This window comes from Christiangramia sp. LLG6405-1 (assembly GCF_045055805.1).
Classification (GTDB): Bacteria; Bacteroidota; Bacteroidia; order Flavobacteriales; family Flavobacteriaceae; genus Christiangramia.
This window is the reverse complement of sequence record NZ_CP159330.1, coordinates 1,406,152-1,432,089: the sequence shown is the minus strand read 5'-3', so window position 1 is coordinate 1,432,089 and position 25,938 is coordinate 1,406,152. Positions and strand designations below refer to the sequence as shown.

38 protein-coding genes are annotated in these 25,938 nt (G+C 38.8%); 3 read left to right on the top strand and 35 right to left on the bottom strand.

Annotated features, from left to right (window positions below; translation table 11 throughout):
* Window positions 1-154: 154 nt before the first annotated feature.
* From ABVM50_RS06610 to rpsL, 34 genes are all read right to left on the bottom strand, one after another.
* Window positions 155-691 (bottom strand): hypothetical protein, encoded by a 537-nt coding sequence (locus ABVM50_RS06610; RefSeq protein ID WP_405200478.1) that lies wholly within the window; start codon window positions 689-691, stop codon window positions 155-157.
* A 103-nt stretch (window positions 692-794) separates the two neighbouring features.
* Window positions 795-1,910: a glutamine-hydrolyzing carbamoyl-phosphate synthase small subunit gene (gene carA, locus ABVM50_RS06605; protein ID WP_405200477.1), complete on the bottom strand. Its 1,116-nt coding sequence runs from the start codon at window positions 1,908-1,910 to the stop codon at window positions 795-797.
* Between the two features lie 110 nt (window positions 1,911-2,020).
* A complete protein-coding gene (gene rplQ, locus ABVM50_RS06600) occupies window positions 2,021-2,557 on the bottom strand; it encodes a 50S ribosomal protein L17 (protein WP_298525462.1) in 537 nt (178 codons plus the stop codon).
* Window positions 2,558-2,655: 98 nt separating this feature from the next.
* On the bottom strand, window positions 2,656-3,648 hold the full coding sequence (locus ABVM50_RS06595) for a DNA-directed RNA polymerase subunit alpha (RefSeq protein WP_026915168.1): 993 nt from the start codon (window positions 3,646-3,648) through the stop codon (window positions 2,656-2,658).
* Between the two features lie 25 nt (window positions 3,649-3,673).
* A complete protein-coding gene (rpsD, locus tag ABVM50_RS06590; protein ID WP_026915167.1) occupies window positions 3,674-4,279 on the bottom strand; it encodes a 30S ribosomal protein S4 in 606 nt (201 codons plus the stop codon).
* A gap of 83 nt (window positions 4,280-4,362) precedes the next feature.
* Complete coding sequence (gene rpsK / locus ABVM50_RS06585; RefSeq protein WP_141876848.1) at window positions 4,363-4,767, bottom strand: 30S ribosomal protein S11; 405 nt, start codon at window positions 4,765-4,767, stop codon at window positions 4,363-4,365.
* A gap of 8 nt (window positions 4,768-4,775) precedes the next feature.
* Complete coding sequence (gene rpsM / locus ABVM50_RS06580; protein WP_141876847.1) at window positions 4,776-5,150, bottom strand: 30S ribosomal protein S13; 375 nt, start codon at window positions 5,148-5,150, stop codon at window positions 4,776-4,778.
* 2 nt (window positions 5,151-5,152) lie between these two features.
* A complete protein-coding gene (gene ykgO / locus ABVM50_RS06575; protein ID WP_010519235.1) occupies window positions 5,153-5,269 on the bottom strand; it encodes a type B 50S ribosomal protein L36 in 117 nt (38 codons plus the stop codon).
* 115 nt (window positions 5,270-5,384) lie between these two features.
* Entirely contained in the window at window positions 5,385-5,600 is a 216-nt protein-coding gene (infA, locus tag ABVM50_RS06570; protein ID WP_011710675.1) for a translation initiation factor IF-1, read from the bottom strand.
* 2 nt (window positions 5,601-5,602) lie between these two features.
* On the bottom strand, window positions 5,603-6,940 hold the full coding sequence (gene secY / locus ABVM50_RS06565; protein ID WP_026915164.1) for a preprotein translocase subunit SecY: 1,338 nt from the start codon (window positions 6,938-6,940) through the stop codon (window positions 5,603-5,605).
* Window positions 6,941-6,951: 11 nt separating this feature from the next.
* The gene (gene rplO, locus ABVM50_RS06560) at window positions 6,952-7,404 is read right to left on the bottom strand and encodes a 50S ribosomal protein L15 (RefSeq protein WP_141876846.1); all 453 of its coding nucleotides are present in this window, start codon (window positions 7,402-7,404) and stop codon (window positions 6,952-6,954) included.
* A gap of 9 nt (window positions 7,405-7,413) precedes the next feature.
* On the bottom strand, window positions 7,414-7,596 hold the full coding sequence (rpmD, locus tag ABVM50_RS06555) for a 50S ribosomal protein L30 (protein WP_026915162.1): 183 nt from the start codon (window positions 7,594-7,596) through the stop codon (window positions 7,414-7,416).
* A 14-nt stretch (window positions 7,597-7,610) separates the two neighbouring features.
* Window positions 7,611-8,135 (bottom strand): 30S ribosomal protein S5, encoded by a 525-nt coding sequence (rpsE, locus tag ABVM50_RS06550; protein WP_011710679.1) that lies wholly within the window; start codon window positions 8,133-8,135, stop codon window positions 7,611-7,613.
* A 5-nt stretch (window positions 8,136-8,140) separates the two neighbouring features.
* On the bottom strand, window positions 8,141-8,497 hold the full coding sequence (gene rplR, locus ABVM50_RS06545; protein ID WP_141876845.1) for a 50S ribosomal protein L18: 357 nt from the start codon (window positions 8,495-8,497) through the stop codon (window positions 8,141-8,143).
* Between the two features lie 11 nt (window positions 8,498-8,508).
* Window positions 8,509-9,051 carry a 50S ribosomal protein L6 gene (rplF, locus tag ABVM50_RS06540; protein WP_141876844.1) on the bottom strand — a complete coding sequence of 181 codons (543 nt, stop codon included), beginning with the start codon at window positions 9,049-9,051 and terminating at the stop codon, window positions 8,509-8,511.
* Window positions 9,052-9,070: 19 nt separating this feature from the next.
* Window positions 9,071-9,469 (bottom strand): 30S ribosomal protein S8, encoded by a 399-nt coding sequence (gene rpsH, locus ABVM50_RS06535; protein ID WP_141876843.1) that lies wholly within the window; start codon window positions 9,467-9,469, stop codon window positions 9,071-9,073.
* A gap of 56 nt (window positions 9,470-9,525) precedes the next feature.
* Window positions 9,526-9,795: a 30S ribosomal protein S14 gene (rpsN, locus tag ABVM50_RS06530; RefSeq protein WP_011710683.1), complete on the bottom strand. Its 270-nt coding sequence runs from the start codon at window positions 9,793-9,795 to the stop codon at window positions 9,526-9,528.
* Window positions 9,796-9,797: 2 nt separating this feature from the next.
* A complete protein-coding gene (gene rplE / locus ABVM50_RS06525; protein ID WP_405200476.1) occupies window positions 9,798-10,349 on the bottom strand; it encodes a 50S ribosomal protein L5 in 552 nt (183 codons plus the stop codon).
* 2 nt (window positions 10,350-10,351) lie between these two features.
* Window positions 10,352-10,663: a 50S ribosomal protein L24 gene (rplX, locus tag ABVM50_RS06520; protein WP_141876841.1), complete on the bottom strand. Its 312-nt coding sequence runs from the start codon at window positions 10,661-10,663 to the stop codon at window positions 10,352-10,354.
* A 12-nt stretch (window positions 10,664-10,675) separates the two neighbouring features.
* On the bottom strand, window positions 10,676-11,044 hold the full coding sequence (gene rplN / locus ABVM50_RS06515; RefSeq protein WP_141876840.1) for a 50S ribosomal protein L14: 369 nt from the start codon (window positions 11,042-11,044) through the stop codon (window positions 10,676-10,678).
* Window positions 11,045-11,047: 3 nt separating this feature from the next.
* Complete coding sequence (gene rpsQ / locus ABVM50_RS06510; protein WP_026915154.1) at window positions 11,048-11,305, bottom strand: 30S ribosomal protein S17; 258 nt, start codon at window positions 11,303-11,305, stop codon at window positions 11,048-11,050.
* 18 nt (window positions 11,306-11,323) lie between these two features.
* A complete protein-coding gene (gene rpmC / locus ABVM50_RS06505; RefSeq protein ID WP_026915153.1) occupies window positions 11,324-11,515 on the bottom strand; it encodes a 50S ribosomal protein L29 in 192 nt (63 codons plus the stop codon).
* A 10-nt stretch (window positions 11,516-11,525) separates the two neighbouring features.
* Complete coding sequence (rplP, locus tag ABVM50_RS06500) at window positions 11,526-11,945, bottom strand: 50S ribosomal protein L16 (RefSeq protein ID WP_026915152.1); 420 nt, start codon at window positions 11,943-11,945, stop codon at window positions 11,526-11,528.
* Between the two features lie 20 nt (window positions 11,946-11,965).
* Window positions 11,966-12,685 (bottom strand): 30S ribosomal protein S3, encoded by a 720-nt coding sequence (gene rpsC, locus ABVM50_RS06495; RefSeq protein ID WP_026915151.1) that lies wholly within the window; start codon window positions 12,683-12,685, stop codon window positions 11,966-11,968.
* 8 nt (window positions 12,686-12,693) lie between these two features.
* Window positions 12,694-13,101: a 50S ribosomal protein L22 gene (rplV, locus tag ABVM50_RS06490; RefSeq protein ID WP_141876838.1), complete on the bottom strand. Its 408-nt coding sequence runs from the start codon at window positions 13,099-13,101 to the stop codon at window positions 12,694-12,696.
* 8 nt (window positions 13,102-13,109) lie between these two features.
* Window positions 13,110-13,388, bottom strand: coding sequence for a 30S ribosomal protein S19 (rpsS, locus tag ABVM50_RS06485; protein WP_011710692.1), 279 nt, complete (start codon window positions 13,386-13,388; stop codon window positions 13,110-13,112).
* Window positions 13,389-13,391: 3 nt separating this feature from the next.
* On the bottom strand, window positions 13,392-14,228 hold the full coding sequence (rplB, locus tag ABVM50_RS06480) for a 50S ribosomal protein L2 (protein ID WP_405200475.1): 837 nt from the start codon (window positions 14,226-14,228) through the stop codon (window positions 13,392-13,394).
* Window positions 14,229-14,237: 9 nt separating this feature from the next.
* Entirely contained in the window at window positions 14,238-14,528 is a 291-nt protein-coding gene (gene rplW, locus ABVM50_RS06475) for a 50S ribosomal protein L23 (RefSeq protein WP_405200474.1), read from the bottom strand.
* A 9-nt stretch (window positions 14,529-14,537) separates the two neighbouring features.
* Window positions 14,538-15,164: a 50S ribosomal protein L4 gene (gene rplD / locus ABVM50_RS06470; protein ID WP_141876835.1), complete on the bottom strand. Its 627-nt coding sequence runs from the start codon at window positions 15,162-15,164 to the stop codon at window positions 14,538-14,540.
* On the bottom strand, window positions 15,164-15,775 hold the full coding sequence (gene rplC / locus ABVM50_RS06465; protein ID WP_141876834.1) for a 50S ribosomal protein L3: 612 nt from the start codon (window positions 15,773-15,775) through the stop codon (window positions 15,164-15,166). The genes rplD and rplC overlap by 1 nt, the downstream gene beginning before the upstream one ends.
* 145 nt (window positions 15,776-15,920) lie before the next feature.
* The gene (gene rpsJ, locus ABVM50_RS06460) at window positions 15,921-16,226 is read right to left on the bottom strand and encodes a 30S ribosomal protein S10 (protein WP_026915146.1); all 306 of its coding nucleotides are present in this window, start codon (window positions 16,224-16,226) and stop codon (window positions 15,921-15,923) included.
* A 10-nt stretch (window positions 16,227-16,236) separates the two neighbouring features.
* Complete coding sequence (gene fusA / locus ABVM50_RS06455; protein WP_405200473.1) at window positions 16,237-18,348, bottom strand: elongation factor G; 2,112 nt, start codon at window positions 18,346-18,348, stop codon at window positions 16,237-16,239.
* A 6-nt stretch (window positions 18,349-18,354) separates the two neighbouring features.
* Complete coding sequence (gene rpsG / locus ABVM50_RS06450; RefSeq protein WP_026915144.1) at window positions 18,355-18,831, bottom strand: 30S ribosomal protein S7; 477 nt, start codon at window positions 18,829-18,831, stop codon at window positions 18,355-18,357.
* A 23-nt stretch (window positions 18,832-18,854) separates the two neighbouring features.
* A complete protein-coding gene (gene rpsL / locus ABVM50_RS06445; RefSeq protein ID WP_010230128.1) occupies window positions 18,855-19,229 on the bottom strand; it encodes a 30S ribosomal protein S12 in 375 nt (124 codons plus the stop codon).
* A 353-nt stretch (window positions 19,230-19,582) separates the two neighbouring features.
* Here rpsL and ABVM50_RS06440 point away from each other — a divergent pair, with 353 nt between their 5' ends.
* The 3 genes from ABVM50_RS06440 to rlmB all read left to right on the top strand — a co-directional run bounded on the left by ABVM50_RS06440 (window position 19,583) and on the right by rlmB (window position 25,149).
* On the top strand, window positions 19,583-22,837 hold the full coding sequence (locus ABVM50_RS06440; protein WP_405200472.1) for a SusC/RagA family TonB-linked outer membrane protein: 3,255 nt from the start codon (window positions 19,583-19,585) through the stop codon (window positions 22,835-22,837).
* A gap of 10 nt (window positions 22,838-22,847) precedes the next feature.
* Entirely contained in the window at window positions 22,848-24,320 is a 1,473-nt protein-coding gene (locus ABVM50_RS06435) for a SusD/RagB family nutrient-binding outer membrane lipoprotein (protein ID WP_405200471.1), read from the top strand.
* A 94-nt stretch (window positions 24,321-24,414) separates the two neighbouring features.
* Window positions 24,415-25,149 (top strand): 23S rRNA (guanosine(2251)-2'-O)-methyltransferase RlmB, encoded by a 735-nt coding sequence (gene rlmB / locus ABVM50_RS06430; RefSeq protein ID WP_405200470.1) that lies wholly within the window; start codon window positions 24,415-24,417, stop codon window positions 25,147-25,149.
* On the opposite strand, the gene ABVM50_RS06425 is transcribed toward rlmB, so the two are convergent.
* Window positions 25,146-25,883, bottom strand: coding sequence for a rhomboid family intramembrane serine protease (locus ABVM50_RS06425; protein WP_405200469.1), 738 nt, complete (start codon window positions 25,881-25,883; stop codon window positions 25,146-25,148). The genes rlmB and ABVM50_RS06425 overlap by 4 nt on opposite strands.
* Window positions 25,884-25,938 lie beyond the last annotated feature (55 nt).

The window sequence follows — 25,938 nt, the reverse complement described above, 5'->3', positions numbered from 1 at the left end:
CGAATACAAGGATTAAATTCCGACTGAGAGAGCTAGTTTTAAAGCATTTATAACAGGAAATTTACTAAAACGTTTTCGAAGTTGCACCAGTTAGGAAAGCGAAAATTTCGGTATGATGCCAGGATTACGATTGATTTGTGAGGTATTGGAAACATTAGCTTTTATCTTTTCCCAGCTTAAATCCTAGTTGAATATCGATAAGGGGAGAAGCATAGCCATCACCATTATCGTTAAAACCATATCCAATCCCCAAATTTAGGTTTAGTTTGAAATTGCTACCATATACTCGTTGTAATCCCCAGGCTGGACCTATAAATCCTGATAGATCATTTCGCAATTCCATATCGCCAAAGAGTGGCTCACCACTAGATAACAAGAGTACTCCTGCTAAATAATTCCCGCTATTCTCAGAAACTTTTTTTCCTTTATCGATTCTTTTATCAAAATTATAGTACCAGCGGTATTGCGCTCTTAAATTGGGATAAACGCCGAATTCACTTTCATCTGTAAAGTCTGAATAATGATAGCCGAAACCCAAACCGAGGCTGGCATCAAGACTCGTATTTTCACCTAGGGCAAGCTCATATTCTGCTGAAGGCATTAAAAAATTTAAGGAGAACTGATTTTCTGTGGATTGTGATTTAGCTGAAATTCCTGATAGGAATAGGAAAATAACGATGATGTTTTTCATGATGTAGATTTGCAATCAAATCTAGACCATTAAAGTTAGCATACAAATTAATTTTACCTGCAAGGGTAATAAAAAAAGCCGGAGTTTGAACTCCGGCTTTTTACTATGCTGACTGCTTTTTCCTGATTCGATCTATAAATTCATCAAAAAGATAACTAGCGTCATGTGGTCCTGGACCAGCTTCCGGGTGATATTGCACAGAAAATACATTCTTTGATTTCATAGCTAATCCACCTAGCGTTTGATCGTTTAGGCATACATGGGTTACTTCTACATCGGAGTGAGCTTCAGTTTGAGCTTTATCGACAGAGAAGCCGTGATTTTGAGAAGTGATCTCGCCTTTACCTGTAATCAGGTTCTTTACCGGGTGATTGATTCCGCGGTGACCATGGTGCATCTTATAAGTCTCAATACCATTAGCAAGTGCAATGATCTGGTGACCAAGGCAAATTCCGAATAAAGGATGATCGTTTTCTATGATCTGTTTCGTTACGCTTATTGCGTTTTCAAGTGGCTGAGGATCTCCGGGACCATTGGACAGGAAATAACCGTCCGGGTTCCATGACTTCATATCTTCGTAACTGGCATCAAAAGGAAAAACTTTAATGTAAGCTCCACGTTGAGCAAGGTGACGTAGAATGTTGGTTTTAATGCCAACGTCCAAAGCTGCAATCTTTAAATCTGAATTTTCATCTCCATAATAGTAAGCTTCTTTTGTGGAAACTTTGGAAGCAAGTTCAAGACCGTTCATATCAGGAACCTTTTTAAGCTTATTCTGAAGAGATTCGATATTCTCAACATCTGTAGATATAATAGCGTTCATGGCGCCATTCTCACGAATATAAGTAACAAGCGCACGGGTATCTACATCAGATATTGCAAAGATCTTATTAGCATTTAAAAATTCCTGCAGTGTTTGATCAGCTGACGGTCTGGTTTGAACGTAGCTGAAGTTTTTACAAATTAAACCTGCAATTTTAGCTCCGTTGGATTCATTCTCATCCTTGCTCGTACCATAATTCCCTATATGAGCATTAGTGGTCACCATAAGCTGCCCATAATAAGAAGGATCTGTAAAGATTTCCTGGTACCCGGTCATACCTGTATTGAAGCATACTTCACCTGAAGCCTCTCCTTCCGCATTACCTACGGCTTTTCCATAGAAGATCGTTCCATCTTCCAGTAAAATGATCGCTTTTCTTTTAGCCTGATATTTCATAGTTATGTTGTTGTGGCAATAAAATTAAACAATTATCGTATGGATATAAAAAAAGGATAAACTCTGAAAGCTTATCCTTTTTAAAAATTAGAAGTTGAAAAGATTCATTTCTATTCGTCTTTTTTATCTTCTTTATTATCAGTCTTAGGCTCTTCAGCTTTAGACTCTTCCTTTTTAGTTTCAGCCTTCGCTTCTTCAGGTTGAGCTGTAGTTTCTTCAGCCTTCTTCTTACCTGCTCTACGAGTAGACTTTTTCTTTTTAGGTTTATCTCCGCTTACATTGTAAGTCTCATTAAAATCAACCAATTCCACAAGTGCCATTTCAGCAGCATCTCCAAGACGACTACCAAGTTTAATAACTCTTGTATATCCACCTGGACGATCACCTACTTTAGGAGCAACCTCACGAAAAAGTTCGCTAACTGCTTCTTTGCTTCTTAACTTACTAAAAACAATACGTCTGTTGTGGGTAGTATCATCTTTAGACTTAGTCACTAAAGGCTCAACAAAAACTTTTAAAGCTTTGGCTTTTGCAACTGTAGTGTTTATGCGCTTGTGTTCAATTAGGGAACATGCCATATTCGCAAGCATAGCTTTACGATGAGCTGTTTTTCTACCTAAATGATTTGTTTTTTTTCCGTGTCTCATGACTTTTTATCTTTTGCCATCTTGCTTCTACCCTTTATGGGGAGCAAAATATGACAGATTTTAATTATAAAAGAAAGGCGAGAGATCCCGCCTTTATATTAGTCTTTATCGAGTTTATATTTTGAAAGGTCCATTCCAAAGTTTAAACCTTTATTGCTTACAAGTTCTTCCAATTCAGTTAGAGATTTCTTTCCGAAATTTCTGAACTTCATAAGGTCGTTCTTATTGTAAGAAACAAGATCTCCCAAAGTATCAACTTCAGCAGCTTTCAGACAGTTCAATGCTCTAACAGACAGGTCAAGATCGACAAGTTTAGTTTTAAGCAATTGCCTCATGTGAAGACTTTCTTCGTCATAAGTTTCAGTCTGTGCGATCTCATCAGCCTCTAAAGTGATTCTCTCATCAGAGAACAACATAAAGTGGTGAATAAGAGTTTTTGCAGCTTCAGTTAAAGCATCTTTAGGATGGATAGAACCATCACTTATGATTTCGAATACCAGCTTCTCATAGTCAGTCTTCTGCTCCACACGGTAATTTTCGATACTATATTTTACATTCTTTATAGGAGTGTAAATAGAATCTACGAATATAGTACCTAGTGGTGCATTGGCCTTCTTGTTTTCTTCTGCCGGAACGTAACCTCTACCTTTTTCAATAGTAACTTCCATGTTCAGATTCACTTTCTTATCCATATGACAGATCACCTGATCTGGGTTTAGGATTTGAAAACCTGAAATAAATTTCTGGAAGTGACCGGCAGTTAATTGCTCTTCTCCGGAAACTGAAATTGTTACTGATTCATTATCGATCTCATCGATCTGTCTTTTGAATCTAACTTGTTTTAGATTCAAAATGATCTCAGTTACATCTTCCACTACACCTGCGATGGTAGAGAATTCGTGATCTACACCTTCAATTCTTACTGAAGTGATCGCGAAACCTTCCAAAGAAGATAAAAGCACTCGTCTTAAAGCGTTACCAACAGTCAATCCATATCCAGGTTCCAAAGGGCGAAATTCAAATTTCCCTTCGAAATCTGTAGAATCAATCATTATAACTTTATCGGGCTTCTGAAAATTTAGTATTGCCATATTTCGACTTCTGTATGATGAATTATTATTTCGAATATAATTCGACTATAAATTGCTCGTTGATGTTTTCAGGAATTTGAACTCTTCCTGGAACAGATACGAAAGTACCTTCTTTCTTTTCAGAATTCCATGAAAGCCATTCGTAAACATTACTGCTATTAGATAATGACTCCTGAATCACACCAAGTGATTTAGATTTTTCTCTTACCCCAACAACATCACCAGCCTTTAGGTGGTAAGAAGGAATATTTACAAGTTCTCCGTTTACGGTAATATGACGGTGACCTACTAACTGACGCGCAGCTCTTCTTGAAGGCGCAACACCCATACGGTACACTACATTATCTAAACGAGACTCACAAAGTTGAAGAAGAACCTCACCGGTAATACCCTGTGCTCTGGTTGCTTTTTCAAACATATTACGGAATTGACGCTCTAAGATACCATAGGTATACTTCGCTTTTTGCTTCTCCATCAACTGGATTGCATATTCCGATTTCTTTCCTCTACGACGGTTGTTACCGTGCTGTCCTGGAGGATAATTTCTTTTTTCGAAAGATTTGTCGTCACCAAAAATAGCTTCACCGAACTTACGGGCTATTTTAGTTTTTGGACCTGTATATCTTGCCATTACTTAAGTTGTTTTGAGAAGGGACTATGAATTAAGGCATAAGTCCTTCGATAATCTTAATCCTTCTCTATGATTAAATTTTATTAAACTCTACGTCTCTTAGGTGGACGACATCCATTGTGTGGAAGTGGAGTGATGTCGATAATTTCAGTAACCTCGATACCACTATTGTGTACTGCTCTAATAGCAGACTCTCTACCATTTCCAGGACCTTTAACATAAACCTTTACTTTACGCATACCAGCTTCATGTGCTACTTTCGAAGCATCTTCAGCAGCTAATTGCGCAGCATAAGGTGTATTTTTCTTAGATCCTCTAAAGCCCATCTTACCAGCAGATGACCACGAAACAACATCACCCTTTTTGTTGGTAAGGGAAATTATAATGTTGTTGAAAGAAGCAGTAACGTGAGCTTCACCGTTGGATTCAACGATTACTTTACGTTTCTTCTGAGTCTTACCGGCCTTTTGATTTGTCTTCTTTGCCATACTAATTACTATTTAGTCGCTTTTTTCTTGTTAGCAACTGTTTTTCTTCTACCTTTTCTGGTTCTCGAGTTATTCTTAGTACGCTGTCCTCTTAAAGGTAAACCAGCTCTGTGACGAATTCCTCTGTAACATCCAATGTCCATAAGACGTTTAATGCTCATCTGAACTTCAGTACGCAACTCACCTTCGATTGTAAACTGACCAACGGCTTCACGAATTTTACCGATTTCATCATCGTCCCATTCAGAAACTTTCTTACTCTCGTCTACTTTAGCTTGTGCAAGTATCTCTTGAGCCCTGCTTCTACCAATTCCGAAGATATAGGTCAACGCTATAACTCCTCGCTTTTGTTTAGGTATATCTACCCCTGCAATTCTTGCCATAATTAGCCTTGTCTTTGTTTAAATCTAGGATTCTTTTTGTTAATAACGTAAAGGCGCCCTTTTCTGCGAACAATCTTGCAGTCGGCACTTCTCTTTTTTATTGATGCTCTAACTTTCATCTTATCTCTTTTTAATTCACTTACAAGGAATTATCCTTTTTGTGAAATTTTAGCCGTCATAAATTTTTCAGAGTGCAAAAGTATAAAAAATTTATAAAAGGCTGAAAATTACTTTTTAGTATCTGTAAGTTATTCGAGCCTTAGTTAAATCGTAAGGACTCATTTCCAGTTTCACCTTATCTCCAGGAAGTAATTTAATGTAATGCATACGCATCTTTCCAGAGATATGTGCAGTCACTACGTGACCATTCTCTAATTCCACACGAAACATTGCATTGGACAATGCTTCGATAATGGTTCCGTCTTGTTCAATCGCTGCCTGCTTTGCCATAATTAAGCTACTGCTTTTCTGTTTTTACCTGTTTTCATTAATCCGTCATAGTGTCTATTCAGTAGATAAGAATTTACCTGCTGCATAGTATCTATTGCAACTCCAACCATAATCAGAAGTGAAGTACCTCCGAAGAACAACGCCCAACTTTGCTGTACACCCAACAAAGAGAAAACTATTGCAGGGAACACCGCAATAAGAGCCAGGAAAATAGATCCAGGAAGCGTAATTTGAGACATAATCCTATCTAAATATTCAGCAGTTTCAGTTCCTGGACGAATCCCTGGAATAAAACCACCACTTCTTTTAAGATCATCTGCCATTTTATTTGTTGGCACCGTGATCGCTGTATAGAAATATGTAAAAACAATAATCAATAGAGCGAATACAAGGTTATACCAGAAACCAAAGATGTTCTGGAATGCTGCTGTTACACCCTGAGCAGTATCTGAGTCTGATAGACCCGCAAGAGCTACAGGAATGAACATGATCGCCTGAGCGAAGATGATTGGCATTACACCAGATGCATTTAATTTCAAAGGTATATACTGTCTAGAACCAAAAACGTTCTTTTCATATCCACCAGAAGCAGATCTTCTTGCATACTGTACAGGTATTTGACGTACTGCCATTACCAGCATTACAGATGCCATGATGATAGCAAACCAGATCACAAGTTCGATAAGGATCATTACCATACCACCGTTGGATTCAAATACTCTGGAAGCAAATTCCTGAATGAATGCCTGTGGAAGAGTAGCAATAATACCCACCATAATTAATAATGAAATACCATTACCAATCCCTTTATCTGTGATCTTCTCACCTAACCACATTGCAAAAATTGTACCTGTGGTAAGTATTATTACTGAAGAGATAACAAAAGTTAAGTTATCTCCAAGCAAGAATGCTTCTCCAGGAAGGGTTGCAAACAGGTTATAAATATAACCAGGCCCCTGCACCAATGTAATTGCGATGGTTAACCATCGGGTGATTTGATTGATCTTTTTACGTCCACTTTCACCTTCTTTCTGAAGCTTTTGCAAGTAAGGAATAGCAATCCCCATTAATTGCACCACAATAGAAGCAGAGATATAAGGCATAATACCTAAAGCAAATACTGAAGCATTTGAGAACGCTCCACCCGTAAATGCGTTAAGTAGACCTAATAGTCCACTATCTGTCTGGTTAGCCAGGCTTGAAAGCTGAGCGGCATCAATTCCGGGAAGCACTACCTGCGCCCCGAAACGATATACCAAAAGCAAACCGAGGGTTACTAAAATTCTATTTTTTAGTTCCTCGATTTTCCAAATATTTTGAATCGTATTGATGAATTTCATTTGATTATCTATTATAAAGTAACAACTTCACCTCCGGCAGCTTCGATAGCTTCTTTCGCTGAGGCCGTAAATTTATGAACAGATATTTTCAACTTTGCCTTTAATTCACCTCTACCTAATATCTTAACAAGCTCGTTTCTTCCGGCAAGACCGTTTTCTGCAAGCACGTCCATATCAACTGTATCCTTAATTCTTCCTTCATCAACAAGAGATTGAAGAGTATCCAGGTTAATTCCCTGGTAAACCTTACGATTTCTGTTTGTGAATCCAAACTTAGGCACACGTCTTTGAAGTGGCATCTGCCCTCCTTCAAATCCGATCTTTTTCGAATAACCAGAACGAGACTTGGCTCCTTTGTGACCTCTGGTAGAGGTTCCACCTTTACCAGATCCTTCACCACGACCAATACGCTTGCTATTCTTTCTAACTGAACCTTCTGCAGGTTTTAAGTTACTTAAATCCATGAGAGATTATTATTTTGTTTCTTCTACAGAAACTAAGTGTTTAACTTTATTTACCATACCAAGGATGTTTGGCGTGTCATCATGTTCAACCGTCTGCCCAATTTTCTTAAGTCCTAGAGACTCAAGAACAAGCTTTTGATTTTTTGTGCGATTAATAGCACTTTTCCTTTTAGTGACTTTTATCTTTCCCATCTTATTCCTTGATTTTAACCTTTAAATACTTTTTCCAAAGAAACACCTCTCTGTTTTGCAACAGTTTCAGCACTTCTTAATTGAAGTAAAGCATCGAAGGTAGCTTTAACTACATTGTGTGGGTTCGAAGATCCCTGATTCTTAGAAAGTACATCATGCACACCTACAGACTCAAGTACCGCACGAATCGCTCCACCCGCAATAATACCGGTACCAGCTGCAGCAGGAAGAAGCATTACTCTTGCTCCACCATACTTACCTTTTTGTTCGTGAGGTAGTGTTCCTTTATGTAAAGGGATGCGTACCAGATTTTTCTTAGCGTCTTCTACAGCCTTAGAGATAGCATCTGCCACTTCCTTGGATTTTCCAAGTCCCTGACCAACTACACCATTTTCATCTCCTACTACTACAATAGCAGAGAATCCAAAGGCTCTACCACCTTTTGTAACTTTAGTAACACGTTGTACTCCAACCAAACGATCCTTCAATTCAAGACCTCCTGGTTTTACATGTTCTACGTTTTTATAATCTTGATACATATTTTCTAGAATTTAAGTCCTCCTTCGCGAGCACCTTCTGCTAATGATTTAACTCTACCGTGATATAGATATCCACCTCTATCGAAGGAGATTGTATCGATACCAGCACTTTTCGCTTTCTCAGCAATGGCTTTACCAACCATTTGAGCCTGCTCTTTTCTATCTGCAGATGCAGACACGATATCTTTATCTCTTGAAGATGCTGAAGCTAAAGTTTTACCTTCAACGTCATCGATAATCTGAGCATAAATCTCTTTATTGCTTCTGAATACAGATAATCTAGGACGGCTTGTTGTTCCAACGATATCCCTACGGATACGTTTTCTAATTTTATTTCTTCTATCTTGTTTTGACACTGCCATAACTATCTTTATTATGCTGATTTACCTGCTTTTCTTCTCAATTGCTCACCAACAAATTTGATACCTTTTCCTTTGTAAGGTTCAGGTTTTCTCATTGATCGGATCTTCGCAGCTACCTGTCCTACAAGTTGCTTGTCATGTGAAGTAAGTTTAACGACAGGGTTCTTACCTTTTTCTGAGATCGTCTCCACTTTAACTTCGGGAGCCAAATCTAGTACAATATTGTGAGAATAACCAACAGCCAAATCAAGCTTGTTACCCTGGTTGCTAGCTCTATAACCAACACCTACAAGTTCAAGTGATTTAGTGAATCCATTAGATACACCTTCAATCATATTATTTACCAAAGCACGATAAAGACCGTGTTTTGCTTTCTGATCACTTTTATCAGAAGTACGCTCAAAAGTAATTACATTATCTTCGATTTTAACATCGATATCCTGTACCTGCTGCTTAAGCTCTCCTAATTTTCCTTTTACCGTAACAAGACCATCTTTGTGCTCTACTGTCACACCTTCTGGAATTGTAATGGGATTTTTACCTATTCTTGACATTTCTTTAGTCTTTTAAGTATTAGTAAACGTAGCACAGTACTTCACCACCAACTTTGTCGGCTTTAGCCTGTTTTCCAGTCATAACTCCGTGAGAAGTTGAAACAATCGCGATACCAAGACCATTCAGGATTCTTGGAATCTCTGTTGATCCGGCATATTTACGTAAACCAGGTTTACTTATTCGTTGAATCTTCTTAATTACTGGCTCTTTAGTAATCTTATCATACTTAAGAGCGATCTTGATCACTCCCTGAGCGGTAGTGTCTTCGAATTTGTAACTTAGAATATATCCCTGATCGAATAATATCTTAGTGATCTCTTTTTTAACATTGGAAGCAGGAATTTCCACAACTCTGTGGTTTGCAGCATTTGCATTCCTGATTCTTGTTAAGTAATCTGCAATAGGATCTGTATTCATTTAAATTTATTTGCGGATGTGGTTTTCCTTATTGAACCTTCATCCAGTTTATAATATTACCAGCTTGCCTTTTTAACACCTGGTATAAGACCTTGATTAGCCATCTCTCTGAACATTACTCGAGAAAGACCAAATTGTCTCATATACCCTTTTGGTCTTCCAGTTAATTTACATCTGTTGTGCAAACGAACCGGAGAAGAATTCTTTGGTAGTTTCTGTAAACCTTCGTAATCACCTGCTTCTTTAAGGGCAGCGCGTTTCTCAGCATACTTCTTTACCAATTTCTGTCTTTTCACCTCACGGGCTTTCATTGATTCTTTAGCCATAATTAGTTCTTTTTAAAAGGTAATCCTAGTTCGGTTAACAATGCTTTTGCTTCCTTATCGGTTTGCGCAGAAGTAACAAAAGTGATATCCATTCCAGCGATTCTATTCACAGCATCGATATCGATCTCAGGAAAGATGATTTGCTCAGTGATTCCAAGGTTGTAATTTCCTCTACCATCAAACCCATTAGATTTGATACCATTAAAATCACGAACACGTGGCAATGCACTAGTAATCAATCTATCCAGGAATTCATACATTCTATACCCACGTAAAGTTACTTTAGCGCCAATTGGCATTCCTTTACGTAATTTGAATGATGCAACATCCTTCTTAGAGATCGTAGCAACAGCCTTTTGTCCACTAATTGCGGAAAGTTCGTCGATTGCATGGTCGATAAGTTTCTTATCTGCCACTGCTCCACCAACTCCACGGCTAATTACTATCTTCTCCAGTTTTGGCACCTCCATGATATTGGAGTAACTGAATTCATCCTTAAGAGCATTCTTAACTCTCTCGTTATATTCCTGTCTAAGTCTTGGTACGTATGCCATAACTATATTACTTCATTAGATTTTTTAGAGAATCTTACTTTCTTTCCATCTTCTTCTCTATAACCAACTCTCGTTGTATCACCGTTTTTGTCAATAAGTGATAGATTAGAAATATGGATTGGAGCTTCTTTCTCCTTAATTCCACCTTGTGGATTAGAAGCACTAGGCTTCTCATGCTTAGAGATCATATTAACCCCTTCCACAATAGCTTTATTCTTCTCGATAAGTACCTTCTGCACTTTCCCTTCCTGACCTTTATGGTCACCAGCGATTACACGTACGGTATCTCCTGATTTTATTTTAAGCTTTGTCATTTTCTTAATGTATTAAAGCACTTCAGGTGCCAATGATACAATTTTCATGAATTGCTTATCACGAAGTTCACGTGCTACAGGACCAAATACACGAGTACCGCGCATTTCACCCTGAGGACCTAAAAGTACACATGCATTATCATCAAAACGGATATAAGATCCATCCGGTCTGCGTACTTCTTTCTTGGTACGAACAACAACTGCTGTTGAAACTGCACCCTTCTTGATATTTCCGTTAGGTGTAGATTCTTTTACACTGACAACTATCTTGTCTCCAACAGATGCGTATCTTTTCTTTGTACCTCCTAACACACGGATAGTAAGGACTTCCTTAGCTCCGGTATTATCTGCTACTTTTAGTCTGGACTCTTGTTGTACCATGATTTACTTCGCTCTTTCAATTATTTCTACTAATCTCCAAGTCTTGGATTTACTTAAAGGTCGTGTTTCCATGATCTTTACAGTATCACCTTCGTTGCAGTCGTTATTTTCGTCGTGTGCTACGTACTTTTTCGTTTTCAAAACGAATTTTCCATACATAGGGTGTTTTACTTTTTTCACTTCAGCAACCACTATGGATTTCTGCATTTTGTTACTTGTAACAACCCCTACACGCTCTTTTCTTAAGTTTCTTTTTTCCATCTTTCAGCAGAATAACAATTATTGTTGTTCTCTTTTAGTTAACTCTGTAGCTAATCTCGCCACTTTTCTCCTTTCAGTTCTCAACTGTATCGGATTCTCCAAAGGCGAAACAGCATGAGCCATTTTTAAATCTGAATAAGCTTTTCGAGACTTACCAAGCTCTTCTTGCAATTCTGCAACAGACAATTCTTTTACTTCTGATTGTTTCATAATTCCAATATTATTCTTGATAATCTCTAGCTACAACAAATTTTGTTCTTACCGGAAGTTTTTGTGCTGCAAGACGCAAAGCCTCTTTAGCTGTTGCCATTGGTACTCCACCAATTTCAAACATTATTCTTCCTGGTTTTACCACTGCTGCCCAATATTCCACGGCACCTTTACCTTTACCCATACGTACTTCAAGAGGTTTCTTAGTGATAGGCTTATCTGGAAATATTTTGATCCAGATAGAACCTTCTCTTTTCATATATCGGGTAGCGGCGATACGCGCTGCTTCTATTTGACGTGCAGTAACAAAGCTGGAATCCATTGATTTGATTCCGAAGGTTCCGTTTGAAAGTCTGTGCCCTCTTTGAGCAAGCCCCTTCATACGGCCTTTTTGTTGCTTACGGTATTTTGTTCTTTTAGGTTGTAACATTTTTTCTTTCCTTTAAAAAATTACTTTCTACGACGTGATTTGTTCCCACCTCGTCCGGCACCGGATTTCTTTCCTTGGTTCTTTGCAAGACCAACTAGAGGCGAAAGCTCTCTTTTTCCGTATACCTCACCTTTCATGATCCACACTTTGATTCCCAATCTACCATAAGTAGTATGAGCTTCGATCAAAGCATAATCAATATCAGCCCTAAAAGTAGACAAAGGTATTCTTCCATCCTTGTATGATTCTGAACGTGCCATTTCAGCACCGTTTAAACGTCCGGAAATCTCAATCTTGATTCCTTCAGCATTCATTCTCATTGCAGCCGCAATAGCCATTTTGATTGCACGACGATAAGAGATTCTATTCTCAATTTGTCTTGCAACACTTGAAGCAACTAAATGCGCATCAAGTTCTGGCCTTTTGATTTCAAAGATGTTAATTTGAACCTCCTTGTCGGTAATCTTTTTAAGCTCTTCCTTAAGCTTGTCTACCTCCTGTCCACCTTTCCCGATAATGATACCAGGTCTGGCAGTAGTGATAGTAACGGTTACAAGCTTAAGCGTGCGCTCGATGATTACACGCGATACACTCGCTTTAGAAAGACGAGCATGGATGTATTTTCTAATCTTATCGTCTTCGGCCAGTTTATCGCCGTAGTCATTACCTCCGTACCAGTTGGATTCCCAACCTCTAATGATACCAAGGCGATTCCCGATTGGATTTGTTTTCTGTCCCATACTATCTCTTAGCTTTGTGTATTATTGTTTGCTCCAAGCACTAATGTAACATGATTGGATCTCTTTCTAATTCGGTGTGCACGACCCTGTGGAGCAGGACGAAGTCTTTTCAACATACTTCCTCCGTCTACACGAATCTCTTTCACAAATAGCTCAGCTTCTTCAAGGTTAGCTTCCTCGTTCTTAGCCTGCCAGTTGGCAATAGCTGAAACTAAAAGTTTCTCTAAACGATTAGATGCTTCTTTTTTACTGAACTTTAGAATATGAAGCGCTTTTTCTACTTTCTCTCCTCTAACCAAATCCGCCATAAGACGCATTTTTCTAGGCGAAGTAGGGCAGTTATTTAACTTTGCAAAAGCTACCTGTTTCTTGGCTTCTTTTATTTGCTCTGCTCTTTCTCTTTTACGAACTCCCATAGCTTCAATTATTTTCTACCTTTATTTTTTGCACCTGCATGTCCTCTGAAAGAACGTGTTGGTGAAAATTCTCCTAGTTTGTGACCCACCATATTTTCAGTTACATAGACAGGAACAAATTGTTTCCCGTTGTGCACTGCTATAGTTTGTCCTACAAAATCTGGAGTAATCATAGAAGCTCTAGACCAGGTTTTGATCACGGCTTTCTTTCCTGACTCAACATTCTGAGCCACTTTTTGTTCCAGTTTGTAATGAACGAAAGGTCCTTTTTTTAATGAACGTGCCATATCTTATTTCTTTCTAGTCTTTCTACGTTCTACAATATATTTATTACTCGCTTTTGTTCTTGAGCGGGTCTTGAATCCTTTAGCAGGAAGACCTTTTCTAGAACGTGGGTGACCACCTGAAGCTCTACCTTCACCACCACCCATTGGGTGATCGACAGGGTTCATCGCTACCGGTCTTGTTCTTGGACGTATACCCAACCATCTGCTTCTACCAGCTTTACCACCAATCATTAGCTGATGATCACTGTTAGATACAGCTCCGATTGTAGCTATACAAAGTGAAAGAACACGTCTAATCTCCCCAGAAGGCAACTTGATAGTTGCGTATTTACCTTCTCTCGCTAATAACTGAGCGAAAGCACCGGCACTACGCGCCATCACAGCTCCCTGTCCTGGTCTCAACTCGATACAGGAAATAACCGTACCAAGTGGAATGTTTGCCAAAGGCATTGCATTCCCGATCTCAGGAGAAGCAGCTTCGTTAGCAGAAACTATATTCTGTCCAACCTGAAGCCCGTTCTGAGCAATAATATACCTTTTCTCTCCATCCTGATAATTCAATAATGCGATAAAGGCCGTTCTGTTTGGATCGTATTCGATAGAAGCAACTGTAGCAGGAATTCCCTGCTTATCACGCTTAAAGTCGATTACACGATACCTTCTTTTATGACCACCACCTTTATAGCGCATGGTCATTTTTCCCTGACTGTTTCTACCACCTGATTTTTTTATCGGCGCCAATAGGCTTTTCTCCGGCTTATCAGTAGTAATGGCGTCATACCCATTAACTACTCTAAAACGCTGACCAGGTGTAATTGGTTTTAATTTTCTAACTGACATTCTTTAATCTTAAAGATTACTGTATAAATCAATAGTTTCACCTTCCGCCACCTGTACTACTGCTTTTTTGAAAGCATTAGTTTTACCAGTGATCATACCAGACTTAGTATATTTAGTCTTACGATCCGGGCGGACATTCATAGTTCGAACTTTAGTAACAGACACGCCATAAGCAGATTCAACTGCGTCTTTGATCTGAATCTTATTCGCCTTGTTACTTACTACAAAAGTGAAGCGATTGTTAATCTCACTATCTGTAGTAGCTTTTTCTGTAATAACAGGTTTAATCAAGATGCTCATAACGGTTTATTAACTTAATTTCGACTCAATTCCTTCTAAAGATCCTTCTACGAAGACGATACTCTTAGCATTAAGTATTTTGTAAGTACTTAGTTCTGAGCTATTTATAACTTCCGAGGATTTCAAATTGCGCGACGACAAATATACATTTTTATTTGAGTCACCCAACACAATAAGCGATTTTTTACTGTCAATCCCCAGAGCCTGAAGAACTTCGATAAAGTTCTTGGTTTTTGGAGTATCGAATGAAAAATCTTCAATTACCATGATAGCCTTGTCGTTTGCCTTAATTGATAGGGCAGACTTTCTAGCAAGACGTTTCAGGTTCTTGTTTAATTTGAAACCGTAGTTTCTTGGTCTTGGACCAAAAACACGTCCACCACCTTTAAAGATAGGAGACTTGATACTACCAGCTCTCGCTGTACCAGTACCTTTTTGTTTCTTGATCTTACGCGTAGATCCTGCGATCTCTGCTCTTTCCTTAGCTTTATGAGTACCCTGACGTTGATTAGCCAGATACTGTTTAACATCTAGATAAACAGCGTGCTCATTAGGCTCTATAGCGAAAACAGAATCAGAAAGCTGTGCTTTTCTGCCTGTTTCTTTTCCTTTAATATCTAAAACTGCTACTTCCATTACTTACTAATGATTACGTATGAGTTTTTAGATCCCGGCACACATCCTTTTACTACTAAAAGGTTCTTATCTGCCACAACCTTCAAAACTTTCAGGTTTTCAACTTTAACTCTCTCGCCACCCATTCTTCCGGCCATCTTCATTCCCTTGAATACTCTCGCAGGATAAGAAGCTGCACCAATAGAACCAGGAGCTCTCAATCTGTTGTGCTGACCGTGCGTGGCCTGTCCAACTCCTCCAAAACCGTGTCTCTTTACAACACCCTGGAAACCTTTACCTTTAGATGTACCTGCGATATCCACAAATTCACCTTCTCTAAAATGTTCCACGGTAACAGAGTCACCTAATTTGTAATCTTCATTATAACCCTGGAATTCAACGACTTTACGTTTTGCAACGGTTCCTGCTTTTTTAGCATGCCCTTCAGCAGCTTTATTAACAGTCTTTTTGTCATCGAAACCAAGTTGAAGTGCTTCATACCCGTCAACCTCTTTGGTTCTGACTTGGGTAACCAAGCATGGTCCAGCTTCGATTACGGTACATGGGATGTTCTTCCCATTCTCGTCGAAGATGCTGGTCATACCGATCTTTTTTCCTATTAACCCAGACATATTTATTAATTATTAATTGTTTACTTATTTAAAAAACTAAGGGCTGAAAAACACATTCAGCCCTGAATTGTATCTTTCACCGTTTTTCCTTCGCGAAACGCTTAGGACATGTTAACCGCGCACCGTAGTGCGCGGAACTGTTTTATCACACTTTGATCTCTACTTCAACCCCACTTGGTAATTCAAGCTTCATCAACGCATCAATCGTTTTTGAAGAAGAGCTATAGATATCAAGTAACCTCTTGTAAGAGCTTAATTGAAACTGCTCTCTGGATTTCTTGTTCACGTGAGGTGAACGAAGAACAGTAAAGATTTTTTTGTTTGTTGGTAACGGAATTGGTCCGGTTACAACAGCTCCCGTAGTCTTTACGGTTTTTACAATCTTTTCAGCAGACTTGTCTACCAGGTTATGATCGTAAGATTTTAGTTTTATTCTGATTTTTTGACTCATTTCCTTAAGATTATTCGTTTGCTGCTCCTTTAGCTGCTTTGATCACTTCTTCAGAAATATTAGAAGGAGTTTCAGCATAGTGAGAGAATTCCATAGTTGAAGTTGCTCTACCTGATGAAAGTGTTCTTAATGTAGTTACATATCCAAACATTTCAGAAAGCGGCACTTCAGCTTTGATTACTTTCGCTCCAGATCTGTCTGACATGTTGTTTACCTGACCTCTTCTTCTGTTAAGGTCACCAACGATATCACCCATATTCTCTTCCGGAGTAACAACTTCTACTTTCATGATTGGCTCAAGAATCACAGCACCTGCAGATTTTGCAGCAGCTTTGTAACCCATTTTAGCAGCCAATTCGAAAGAAAGTTGATCTGAATCCACAGGGTGGAAAGATCCATCCTTAAGTTCAACTTTTAAAGTATCCATAGTAAATCCAGCCAAAGGACCATTCTTCATAGCCTCTTTAAAACCTTTTTCTACGGAAGGAACAAATTCCTTAGGAATACGCCCACCTTTAATAGAATCTACGAACTGAAGACCTTCACCTTCGAAGTCTTCGTCTACTGGTCCCATTGTAAATACGATATCCGCAAATTTACCACGACCACCAGACTGTTTCTTATAAACTTCTCTTTGATCAGCATCTCTACGCACAGCTTCTTTGTACTCAACCTGCGGCTCACCAACGTTTACTTCCACTTTAAACTCACGCTTCATTCGGTCAATAATAATCTCAAGGTGAAGCTCACCCATACCAGAGATAATTGTTTGTCCAGAATTTTCGTCAGTCTTTACAGTAAAGGTAGGATCTTCTTCGGCAAGCTTAGCTAATGCCATACCCATTTTCTCAACGTCGGCCTTAGTTTTAGGCTCAACAGCGATACCGATTACCGGTGCAGGGAAAGACATTGATTCAAGAACGATTGGGTGGTTCAAATCTGTAAGAGTATCACCAGTTTTAATGTCCTTAAATCCAACAGCAGCTCCAATATCTCCAGCTTCGATACTATCGATAGGCTCTTGTTTATTAGAGTGCATTTGATAAATTCTTGAAATACGCTCTTTTTTACCTGAACGCACGTTTAGCACGTAAGAACCAGCATCAAGAGTACCTGAATAAGCACGGAAGAATGCCAGACGCCCTACGAAAGGATCGGTAGCAATTTTAAAGGCAAGCGCAGAAAATGGAGAATCCACATTTGGCTTACGACTTTCCTCTTCACCTGTATCAGGATTAGTACCTTCAATCGCTTCTACATCTACTGGAGAAGGAAGGTAACGCATGACAGCGTCAAGCATCGCCTGAACACCTTTATTTTTAAATGCAGAACCACACATCATTGGAATGATGCTCATATCTATAGTTGCAGCTCTTAATGCGGCAATGATCTCATCTTCTGTAATAGAACTTTCATCCTCGAAGAATTTCTCCATCAATGCTTCATCGTATTCAGCTACCGCTTCTACTAACTCTGCTCGGTACTTATTAACATCATCTAAAAGCTCTTCAGGAATGTCGATAGTATCATAAGTCATCCCATGATCCTCATCATTCCAGATAATCGCTTTCTTAGAAATAAGATCAACCACACCTCTAAAGTCGATTTCATCACCGATAGGCACCTGTAATGGCACCGGGTTACCACCAAGCATTTCTCTTACCTGACGACATACGTTGAAAAAATCTGCACCCTGACGGTCCATTTTATTAACGAAACCTAGACGTGGAACTCTATATTTATCTGCCTGTCTCCAAACAGTTTCAGACTGAGGCTCAACCCCGTCTACCGCAGAGAACAATGCAACAACTCCATCAAGAACACGCAATGAACGCTCTACCTCTACAGTAAAGTCAACGTGACCTGGAGTATCAATAATATTTACAGTAAATTCCTGATCGCGGTACATCCACTTACAGTGTGTTGCTGCAGAAGTAATGGTAATACCACGCTCCTGCTCTTGCTCCATCCAGTCCATAGTGGCAGCACCATCATGAACCTCACCGATTTTATGACTTATACCTGTATAATAAAGGATACGCTCTGTTGTTGTAGTTTTACCTGCATCAATGTGAGCCGCAATTCCAATATTTCTAGTAAATTTTAAATCTCTTTGTGCCATGTTGTTTTAGAATCTAAAGTGAGAGAATGCTTTGTTAGCTTCAGCCATTTTGTGAGTATCTACTCTTTTCTTAACAGCAGCTCCTTCTTCTTTTGCAGCAGCAAGAATTTCAGCAGATAGCTTTCCAGCCATAGACTTTTCATTTCTCTTACGTGCAAAACTAATTAACCACTTCATAGCAGTAGAAACCTTACGGTCTGGACGAATTTGCATTGGAATCTGAAATGTTGCACCACCTACACGTCTACTTCTCACTTCAACATGAGGCATAACGTTAGAAAGAGCATCTTTCCAAATTTCCAAACCAGATTTCTCTTCGTCTTGTTTTTTCTCCTCTACAATTGCAATAGCATCATAGAAAATTTTAAAGGCTACCGACTTCTTACCATCCCACATCATCATGTTCACGAAACGTGTAACTAGCTGATCGTTAAATTTTGGATCTGGTAAAAGCGGTCTCTTTTTCGCCTGTCTTTTTCTCATTTCTTTACATTAAAAGTTTTTAATTACTTCTTAGGGCGTTTTGCACCGTACTTAGATCTTCGCTGAGTTCTACCTTCAACACCGGCAGTATCTAGCGCACCACGAACAATGTGATATCTAACACCTGGTAAATCTTTTACCCTTCCACCTCTAACCAATACTATCGAGTGCTCTTGTAGATTGTGACCTTCTCCAGGAATGTAGGCGTTAACCTCTTTCCCGTTTGTCAACCTTACCCTTGCTACTTTTCTCATAGCAGAGTTTGGTTTCTTAGGAGTAGTGGTATACACACGTGTGCAAACACCTCTCCTTTGAGGGCACGAATCCAAAGCAGCCGATTTACTCTTCTTGGTTATTTTGGCTCTTCCTTTTCGTACTAATTGTGAAATTGTTGGCATAATTTCCTATACACTAATTATTAATAAAATTTAATCCCCCGATTTTTAGGGTTTGCAAAGATATAAATAAAAAAAGATTATTCAAATACGTTACTATCTATTTTTCAAACAGTTTCATCTTCGGAACACTTAGGTGAAGTATATATGACATAGAAATTAGATTATACCGATATAAAAAATCCTCAAACTCAACTCCCTATTACTTATTGTTTTTAACAAGTCTTCAATTTATCAACAAATAACACCGGATTTAACAAAACCTTCTAATAAAGCACGTTTTTTGAGAACAAAAGCTTGGTTTATTAACCATTTATTATCACATTTGGCGTCGGCTAATTCAAACAAATTTTAAAATGAAAACAAAGTTTAGTAGTATTTTAACGCTATTACTGGCGTTCGTGGTGCAAATAACTTTTGCACAGGAACGTTCCATTGCGGGTACGGTGACTGACTCAGATGGTCTTCCCCTTCCTGGTGTGAACGTTCTTATTAAAGGTACTGGCACGGGTACCCAAACAGATTTCGACGGAAATTATGAAATCACTGCAACTCAGGGAGATGTTTTGGTTTTCTCTTTCGTTGGATTGAAACAAGCAGAATACACCGTTAGCACAAACGATCAAATCGATGTGGTAATGGAGAATGATTCTGCTCAACTTGATGAAGTTGTAGTAACTGCATTAGGTATTAAGAGAGAAAAGAAACAGTTAGGTTACTCTACTCAAGAAGTAGGTGGTGAAGCTGTATCTGATGTTCCACAACAAAACTTCGTAAACTCTCTATCAGGTAAAGTTTCTGGTCTTAGTATTAAGTCTTCAGGAACACTTGGTGGATCTACGAACGTTGTAATTCGTGGTAACTCATCTCTTACAGGTAACAACCAGGCACTTTTTGTTGTTGATGGTACTCCTATTAGCAATAACACTCCAAACACTAGCGGACAAGCTGCTGGTCGTGGTGGTTATGATTATGGTAATGCTGCTTCGGATATTAACCCGAATGACATCGCGTCCATCAACGTACTTAAAGGTGCGGCTGCAACTGCATTATACGGAGCAAGAGCTGCGAATGGTGTTGTAATTATTGAAACTAAAAAAGGTTCTAAAGGTAAAGGTATTGGTGTATCTGTACAGTCTTCTATTACTGTAACGAATCCTGACATGGAAACTCTTCCAGAATATCAGGATCAGTACGGTACAGGATATGGTGCTTATTACGCATCTGATGATGGATACTTTAACCTTTATGATGTTGATGGTGATGGTAACCTGGATGAAACAACTCCTTTTACTGAAGATGCTTCTTTTGGTGCTGCATTTGATCCTAACAGACAAATTTACCAGTGGAACTCGATCTACCCTGAATTAGATACTTACCAACAAGCTTCTCCTTGGGTAGCGGGCGCTAATAATCCTAACAGTGTATGGCAAACTGGTTACACTTCTGTAAACTCTGTTGCTTTAGATGGTGGATCAGAAACTTCTTCTTTCAGATTGAGTGGTACTCACCTGAATCAACAAGGTAACCTTCCTAACTCTAACATTAAAAGAAACACACTTAAGTTTAGTGGTTCTCATGAGTTCACAGATAAGTTCAACGCTCAGGCGAACATTACTTATACAAAGACTGATGGTAAAGGACGTTATGGGACTGGGTATAGTTCTTTGAACATTATGCAACAGTTCAGACAGTGGTTCCAAACTAACGTGGATTTAGAAGACCAAAGGAGAGCTTATGAAGCTACAGGGCAAAACATTACCTGGAACCCGAATTCTCCTGATAATTTATCCCCAATTTACTCTGATAACCCATACTGGACATTCTTTCAAAACTTTCAAACTGATACTCGTAATAGATATTTTGGTAACATAAACCTTAACTATGAACTGAATGATGTATTCAGCATACTAGGTAGATTTACTTTTGATACGTTCGATGAACTACAGGAAGAAAGAATCAATGTTAATTCTGCTGATATCGCAAAATACAGCCGTTACAACAACAGAGCTGCAGAGTATAACTATGATTTAATCTTAAACTTCAATAAAGACATTAGTGATGATGTGAATATTGATGGTAACTTAGGTTTTAACCTAAGAAGAAATGAAAGCAACAGCATTTTTGCTTCTACAAATGGAGGATTAAATAAAGCTGGATTCTACGCACTAAGTAACAGTGCTAGCCCGCTTAACCCACCTTCAGAGTACGAAGCTGTAAGAATGCTTGATGGTGTTTATGCTAGAGCAAGTGTAGGTCTATTCAACACTTACTTCCTTGAAGGTACTATTCGTAGAGACCGTTCTTCTACATTACCAAAAGAAAACAACACTTTCTACTACCCTGCGGTATCTGCAAGTGTTTTGTTATCTAACCTAATTGATGCAGACTGGTTAAGTTTTGCCAAACTTAGAGGTAACTACGCTGAAGTTGGTAATGATACTAATCCTTACAACGTATTTAACACGTATACTATATATTCTGGTTTCAATGGAGCTGGTGTGGCGAGTAACAATTCAAGACTTAGAAACCCAGACTTAAAACCAGAGCGTCTTAAGTCTTACGAGGTTGGTTTGGAAACAAACTTCTTCGATAGAAGGATTGGTTTAGATGTATCTTACTATAGATCTAGAACTGAAGATCAAATTACTCCGGTTCCTGTATCTGCTTCCACTGGTTTCTCTGAAAAGCTTCTTAATGCTGGTGTGATTGAAAACAAAGGTATCGAGGTTGCATTAACCTTAAACCCAATTAGAACTGAAGACTTCAACTGGAACATCAACGTGAACTGGGCGAAAAACGAGAACGAAGTACTTGAGCTTGCTGATGGTATTGAAAACCTACAGTTAGCTAGCTTACAAGGTGGTATTTCTATTAATGCTGCTCCAGGAGAACCTTACGGTGCTATTAGAGGAACAGATTTCGTATATGATGATCAAGGTAATAAAGTGATAACTGCATCTGGTAACTATGCAAAAACCCCTAACTCTAACTATGTAATTGGTGATTTCCAACCAGATTGGATTGGTGGTGTACAGAATACATTTACTTATAAAAACATAGCTCTTGGATTCCTAATTGATGTTCAGAAAGGTGGAAGTGTTTTCTCCCTTGACCAATGGTACGGTTCTGCTACTGGTATCTATGCAAACAGTGTAGGTAATAACGAACTTGGCAACCCAATTAGAAATACTATCGAAAATGGTGGTGGTGTTCTTCTGGAAGGTGTTCAGGGAGATGTTAGTTTCAATGATGACGGGACTTACGAAGTAACAAATACATCTCCAAACGAGACCAGAGCTAGAACAGACAATTATTTAAACCCATTTGGATATGCTCGTGCTCCTAATGCGCTTCATGTTTATGACGCTGGATATGTTAAGTTAAGAGAAGCTACGCTTACTTATAACTTTGGTGATAGAGTACTTGAAGCTTTACCATTTACAAGAGCTTCTGTATCATTCATTGGTCGTAACCTTTGGATCATCGACAAGAGCATTCCATACGCAGATCCTGAAGCAGGTTTAAGTGCTGGTAACGTTCAAGGATACCAGTCTGGTGCTTACCCAACTATGAGAGAAATAGGTGCTAGTCTTAAATTTAACTTTTAATTAAAATACTATGAAAAAATATATTGTTGCTCTTTCAGCTGTTGCAATGCTTTGGTCCTGCCAGAGTGATGAACAGTATGAAAATTTAAACCGGGATCCTAAAAACCCCGATGCTGTAGCTTCAGAATTCTTATTTACTGCCGCTACGGTAAGTGTTGGTGATTACACCGCCAGTCCTAACGTAAATGAACCTATCTACAGGTTTCTAGGACAGTATTTAACTACCACGACTTATACTGATGAGCCTAACTATGATTTTACTGCTCGACAAAATCCAGATGCAGTTTGGAGCGAATATTATCGCGATGTTATCTACGATCTTCAGGATGCTAAGAGAGTTGTAAATGAAAATACTGAACTTTCCCAGAATCAAAAAGATGCACGTTTAGGCCAATTGGAAGTTATGGAGGTTTACGGCTGGCACCTGCTAGTTGATGGTTTTGGAGATATTCCATATACTCAAGCCTTACAACCTAACGAATTCCCTAATCCTGAGTATGATGATGCAGCAACTATCTATGAAGATCTAATCTCAAGATTAGATAATGTCACTGCAATGCTATCTGCAGGTCAAGGCTATAGTGGATCTGATGTTGTTTACGCTGGAGATATGGCCAAATGGTCGATGTTCGCAAATTCATTGAAATTAAGATTAGGTATGAGACTTCAAGATGTTAATCCATCATTGTCTCAGGCTACTGTTGAGTCAGCAGCTGCTGCTGGTCTTTTCACATCAAACGATGATATCGCAGCAATCAACTACCAATCTAATGCACCGAACACGAACCCACTTTGGGAAGATTTGGTACAGAGTGGTAGAGCTGACTTTCTTGCTTCTGAAACAATCGTTGATTACATGAACCAGTTTGAAGACCCAAGAAGAATGGTGTATTTTGATGATAACATTGCTGATGGTTACATTGGTGGTGATTATGGTGGAAGTAACAACTATGGTTCTTTTACTCATATTGGAGATATATTCCTTGATCCTACAAGAGAAGGAATTCTTTTAGACTATGCTGAAGTTAGATTTAATCTTTCTAGAGCAGCTGAACTTGGATATAATGTTCCTGGTGATGCTGAGACTCACTATAACGCAGCGATTACTGCTTCTATGGAGTATTGGGGTGCTTCTAGTGATGAAACTGAAGAATACCTATCACAAGGTGATGTAGCATATGATGGTTCTGAAATGCAATTTGCAACTCAGTTCTGGATAGCAATGTATGATAACCCTGCTGAAGGATGGTCTACATGGAGATTATATGACGATCCGGTTTTCAATATCCCAACAGATAATGAGACTTTCGTTCCACTTAGATATACTTATCCAATCGACGAGCAGAACTTAAACAATGCTAACTACATTGATGCTGCTGGTGCAATTGGTGGTGATGATGCTCAAACACCAGTATTCTGGGATACGACTACACCAGATCAATCAACTTACCCTGGTCCAGCGACTGAGGAAGATGATGAATAAATATTGAATTAATTCAATATGAAAAGCCACCCAAATGGGTGGCTTTTTTTTATTATTCATTTCTCGAAGGATATAATTGTACTAACTTTGAAGCATGGAAGAAACTACAACAATATTCGGAATTCGAGCTGTGATTGAAGCTATAGAAAGTGGAAAAAGTATTGAAAAGGTATTTATCCAGAAAGGTTTAGCCGGAAGCTTGTTTCAGGAGTTGAACCGTCACCTAAAGAGCGGATCTTTCACCGTATCCTATGTGCCAATTGAGAAATTAAACAAACTCAGCAAGGGTAATCACCAGGGAGTCGTAGCTAATATATCTCCAATAAGTTTTGTAAGTCTTAATGATCTTGTCGAATCTGTTCAAAATAAAAGTACTATTCCACTTTACCTTCTACTGGATGGAATTACAGATGTACGAAATTTTGGAGCCATTATTAGAACCGCAGAATGTTGTGGAGTAGATGGCATCATTGTACAGGAAAAAGGATCTGCTCCTATTAATGCCGATACGGTGAAAACTTCAGCTGGAGCCGTGTTCAAAGTACCAATTTGCAAAGTAGATCATATTAAAGATGCATTATTTCATCTACAAACTTATGATGTCAAGATTGTTGCAGCTACTGAAAAAACGGATGACACCGTTTACGATATTGATCTTAAGCAACCTGTGGCAATTGTAATGGGTGATGAAGCTAAAGGGGTTTCAAATTCGATTCTTAAGCTAGCAGACTTTAGGGCAAAACTACCTATGCTTGGAGAGATCGCTTCTTTGAATGTATCTGTAGCTTGTGGAGCGGTGCTTTACGAAACTGTTAGACAAAGAAGTTAATTCTTGTCGTCTAACTTTTCGGTATAGATGTAGTTATACTCGGTTTCCTCCTCTTCCATATTCTGAAAAGGCAGGTTATCTACAAAATTTCCATTTTCGTCAAAATGCTGCATAAATAAATCTTCAGAATCTTTAAAATCTGAAGATTCCCAATGATATTTAGGAGGTTTTGCGATTTGTTTTTTGAAGATTACAGCCAGACCTAGTCCACTCAGTAGACCAGCCAGGTGTCCCTCCCACGAAATCTTTGGATCTATTGGAGTTACATACCATATCAACCCACCGTAAACAAATACTACTATTAGCGACAAGGCTACGAGCCGGTAATTCTTAGAAAAGATTCCCTTGAAGAAAAGGAATGCTGCAAGTAAATAGATGATTCCACTAGCTCCAATGTGATTTGCCGGTCGACCTATAATCCATGTAATCAAACCGGTTGAAACGAGACCAATTAACAACACCTTCCAGCGTAAAGGCCTGTAAAAGTAAAATAAGGCAAGGGACAATATGAATAAAGGAATTGTATTATTGAAAAGATGCTTGATATCTGAGTGTATAAAGGGTGAGAAAACGATTCCTCGAAGCCCAATCGCTTCACCCGGCCTTACACCGAAGGGCGCTAAATTCAAATTGAATCGAAGCTCTGCCCAGAAAACTATCCAGATCATCAACACGAATAATAAAGGATACCCTATTGTGCCGCTGGTAAAAACAAATGGAGAGGATGGTTTCAAATTGTATTCAATTTTAATTAATATTACAAAAAAGCATCCAAATAGTTCAGGATGT

Coding starts and splice junctions, on each gene's coding strand:
- ABVM50_RS06440 (WP_405200472.1), top strand. CDS start 19,583: ATGAAAACAAAGTTTAGTAGTATTTTAACGCTATTACTGGCGTTCGTG.
- rpsE (WP_011710679.1), bottom strand. CDS start 8,135: ATGTATCAAGATTATAAAAACGTAGAACATGTAAAACCAGGAGGTCTT.
- rplF (WP_141876844.1), bottom strand. CDS start 9,051: ATGTCAAGAATAGGTAAAAATCCCATTACAATTCCAGAAGGTGTGACA.
- rpmC (WP_026915153.1), bottom strand. CDS start 11,515: ATGAAACAATCAGAAGTAAAAGAATTGTCTGTTGCAGAATTGCAAGAA.
- rpmD (WP_026915162.1), bottom strand. CDS start 7,596: ATGGGAAAGATAAAAGTCACTAAAAGGAAAAGTGCTATTAATCGCACA.
- rpsG (WP_026915144.1), bottom strand. CDS start 18,831: ATGAGAAAAAGACAGGCGAAAAAGAGACCGCTTTTACCAGATCCAAAA.
- fusA (WP_405200473.1), bottom strand. CDS start 18,348: ATGGCACAAAGAGATTTAAAATTTACTAGAAATATTGGAATTGCGGCT.
- rlmB (WP_405200470.1), top strand. CDS start 24,415: ATGGAAGAAACTACAACAATATTCGGAATTCGAGCTGTGATTGAAGCT.
- ABVM50_RS06435 (WP_405200471.1), top strand. CDS start 22,848: ATGAAAAAATATATTGTTGCTCTTTCAGCTGTTGCAATGCTTTGGTCC.
- carA (WP_405200477.1), bottom strand. CDS start 1,910: ATGAAATATCAGGCTAAAAGAAAAGCGATCATTTTACTGGAAGATGGA.
- rplV (WP_141876838.1), bottom strand. CDS start 13,101: ATGGGAGTTCGTAAAAGAGAAAGAGCAGAGCAAATAAAAGAAGCCAAG.
- rplP (WP_026915152.1), bottom strand. CDS start 11,945: ATGTTACAACCTAAAAGAACAAAATACCGTAAGCAACAAAAAGGCCGT.
- rplR (WP_141876845.1), bottom strand. CDS start 8,497: ATGGCAGTGTCAAAACAAGATAGAAGAAATAAAATTAGAAAACGTATC.
- rpsS (WP_011710692.1), bottom strand. CDS start 13,388: ATGGCACGTTCATTAAAAAAAGGACCTTTCGTTCATTACAAACTGGAA.
- rplN (WP_141876840.1), bottom strand. CDS start 11,044: ATGGTACAACAAGAGTCCAGACTAAAAGTAGCAGATAATACCGGAGCT.
- infA (WP_011710675.1), bottom strand. CDS start 5,600: ATGGCAAAGCAGGCAGCGATTGAACAAGACGGAACCATTATCGAAGCA.
- rplD (WP_141876835.1), bottom strand. CDS start 15,164: ATGGAAGTAGCAGTTTTAGATATTAAAGGAAAAGAAACAGGCAGAAAA.
- rpsL (WP_010230128.1), bottom strand. CDS start 19,229: ATGCCAACAATTTCACAATTAGTACGAAAAGGAAGAGCCAAAATAACC.
- rplW (WP_405200474.1), bottom strand. CDS start 14,528: ATGAGCATCTTGATTAAACCTGTTATTACAGAAAAAGCTACTACAGAT.
- rpsN (WP_011710683.1), bottom strand. CDS start 9,795: ATGGCTAAAGAATCAATGAAAGCCCGTGAGGTGAAAAGACAGAAATTG.
- rplO (WP_141876846.1), bottom strand. CDS start 7,404: ATGGATTTAAGTAACTTAAAACCTGCAGAAGGTTCAGTTAGAAAGAAT.
- secY (WP_026915164.1), bottom strand. CDS start 6,940: ATGAAATTCATCAATACGATTCAAAATATTTGGAAAATCGAGGAACTA.
- rpsM (WP_141876847.1), bottom strand. CDS start 5,150: ATGGCAAGAATTGCAGGGGTAGATATACCTAAACAAAAGCGAGGAGTT.
- rpsK (WP_141876848.1), bottom strand. CDS start 4,767: ATGGCAAAGAAGACAAATCAAAAGGCCGGTAAGACTCAGAAGAAACGT.
- ABVM50_RS06610 (WP_405200478.1), bottom strand. CDS start 691: ATGAAAAACATCATCGTTATTTTCCTATTCCTATCAGGAATTTCAGCT.
- rplC (WP_141876834.1), bottom strand. CDS start 15,775: ATGTCTGGGTTAATAGGAAAAAAGATCGGTATGACCAGCATCTTCGAC.
- rplB (WP_405200475.1), bottom strand. CDS start 14,228: ATGTCAGTTAGAAAATTAAAACCAATTACACCTGGTCAGCGTTTTAGA.
- rpsC (WP_026915151.1), bottom strand. CDS start 12,685: ATGGGACAGAAAACAAATCCAATCGGGAATCGCCTTGGTATCATTAGA.
- rplE (WP_405200476.1), bottom strand. CDS start 10,349: ATGGCATACGTACCAAGACTTAGACAGGAATATAACGAGAGAGTTAAG.
- rplQ (WP_298525462.1), bottom strand. CDS start 2,557: ATGAGACACGGAAAAAAAACAAATCATTTAGGTAGAAAAACAGCTCAT.
- rpsH (WP_141876843.1), bottom strand. CDS start 9,469: ATGAATACAGATCCTATTGCAGATTACTTAACAAGAATCAGGAATGCA.
- rplX (WP_141876841.1), bottom strand. CDS start 10,663: ATGACAAAGCTTAAAATAAAATCAGGAGATACCGTACGTGTAATCGCT.
- rpsD (WP_026915167.1), bottom strand. CDS start 4,279: ATGGCAAGATATACAGGTCCAAAAACTAAAATAGCCCGTAAGTTCGGT.
- rpsQ (WP_026915154.1), bottom strand. CDS start 11,305: ATGGAAAAAAGAAACTTAAGAAAAGAGCGTGTAGGGGTTGTTACAAGT.
- ABVM50_RS06595 (WP_026915168.1), bottom strand. CDS start 3,648: ATGGCAATACTAAATTTTCAGAAGCCCGATAAAGTTATAATGATTGAT.
- rpsJ (WP_026915146.1), bottom strand. CDS start 16,226: ATGAGTCAAAAAATCAGAATAAAACTAAAATCTTACGATCATAACCTG.
- ykgO (WP_010519235.1), bottom strand. CDS start 5,269: ATGAAAGTTAGAGCATCAATAAAAAAGAGAAGTGCCGACTGCAAGATT.